Origin of the sequence: Neobacillus drentensis (genome assembly GCF_036965425.1) — a bacterium.
GTDB lineage: Bacteria > Bacillota > Bacilli > Bacillales > Cytobacillaceae > Neobacillus > Neobacillus drentensis_F.
Genome location: NZ_JBALPP010000215.1, coordinates 1 through 1,571 on the forward strand (window position 1 = coordinate 1; position 1,571 = coordinate 1,571).

The 1,571-nt window shown below is 38.4% G+C and carries 1 protein-coding gene; it reads left to right on the top strand.

Going from position 1 to position 1,571, the window contains the following annotated elements:
* The first annotated feature begins 138 nt into the window (after positions 1-138).
* Complete coding sequence (locus V7161_RS30205) at positions 139-1,509, top strand: amino acid permease (protein ID WP_335716447.1); 1,371 nt, start codon at positions 139-141, stop codon at positions 1,507-1,509.
* Positions 1,510-1,571: the final 62 nt, after the last annotated feature.

Here is a 1,571-nt window from a genome sequence, read left to right on the forward strand (position 1 = left end):
AAGTTTCCTTAATGCAAAAAATATTCTTTAAGTTAAAAATAAATCGGTTTGAAAGTTTTTCATAATATGCTATATTAGTATAAAATACTTTAATGCTTAAAAGCGTCTAAGCAAAAGAGAAAAGTGGGTTGAAACAACATGGAGAATAATCAACAGAACTTAAAAAAGGGGTTATTGCCGAGGCATGTCCAGTTTATTGCACTAGCTGGCATGATTGGTACGGGGATTTTTAAAGGAAGCTCTGATACATTGAATATCGCCGGGCCAAGCGTCATCGTAACTTATTTAATTGGCGGGCTCATCCTCTTTATCATCATGGCCGCATTAGGGGAAATGGCGCTGGCCTTTCCGAACTTCAATGTGCAGCATTTAGTCAATAAAGCATTCGGCTTTCAGGTTTCGTTTATTGTCGGCTGGCTGTACTGGATTAACTGGATTCTTGTTACTGTAGTGGAATTATTAGCAGCAGGAAGTTTTCTGCAATATTGGTTCCCTTCTGCCCCATTATGGCTATTAAGCTTCCTTTGTGCAGTTGTTATTGTAGGAATCAATTTAACCCAAGTGAAATATTATGGTGAACTGGAGTTTTGGTTTGCAGGAATTAAGATTTTGGCGTTAATCGCTTTTATTGTGCTGGGATTTTTCCTTCTACTAGGAATCATTCCTGGTTCCTCACACGATTCCATCGCCAACTATACAGCACATGGAGGATTTTTTCCACACGGTGCAGGCGGTATGTTTAGTGCTTTTTTAGTGGTTATGTTTTCTTATGGCGGTGCTGAATTAATCGGCGTTGCGGTTACTGAGACTAAAGATGCTGAACGAGTTTTGCCGAAAATTATTAAAGGCGCTGTTTGGCGCGTCATTATTTTTTACATTTTACCGATCCTGATTATTTGTGGAATTATGCCATGGAATAAAGTTTCGGGCGCAGAAAGCCCATTTGTTCAGGTTTTTAGCAGCACAGGTCTCCCAGGTGCAGCACATATTATGAATTTCGTCCTATTAACAGCCGTTCTATCAGCGGCCAATTCAGGTATATATGCGACATCGAGAACGTTATTCTCGATGGCACAAAGCGGTGTCGCACCAAAAAGCTTGTTAAAAACCTCGAAGTCTGGCATTCCTTTAACTGGAATTATGATTACAAGTGCCTTTATTTTAGGCGGAGTTTATTTAGCTTATATAACGCCTAGTCAGGTTATCAGCTACCTTATGACCATCCCAGGTTTTACGGTAATGTTAATTTGGCTTAGTATTTGTGCGGCCCAATTAAAACTCCGACCCCTTTATAAAAAGCAATCAGCTTTTCGAGTAAAATGGTATCCATTTACAACCATATTTGCAATTGTGTCCTTATGCATCATATTTATTGGATTTCTTTTAAACCCTAACAATGTAATTGGATCAACCGTTTCTCTCGTAACGGTAGCGGTTTTAATTATTCTTTCCTTCGCTGTTAAGAAAAGATGGACCTTAGTAAACTTGAATTCAATTAGGCAAGTATAAAAAGTCAGCAAAATTGCTGACTCAGATTGTCGAGAAAAAGTATTTTTCTCGGCAATTTTTTA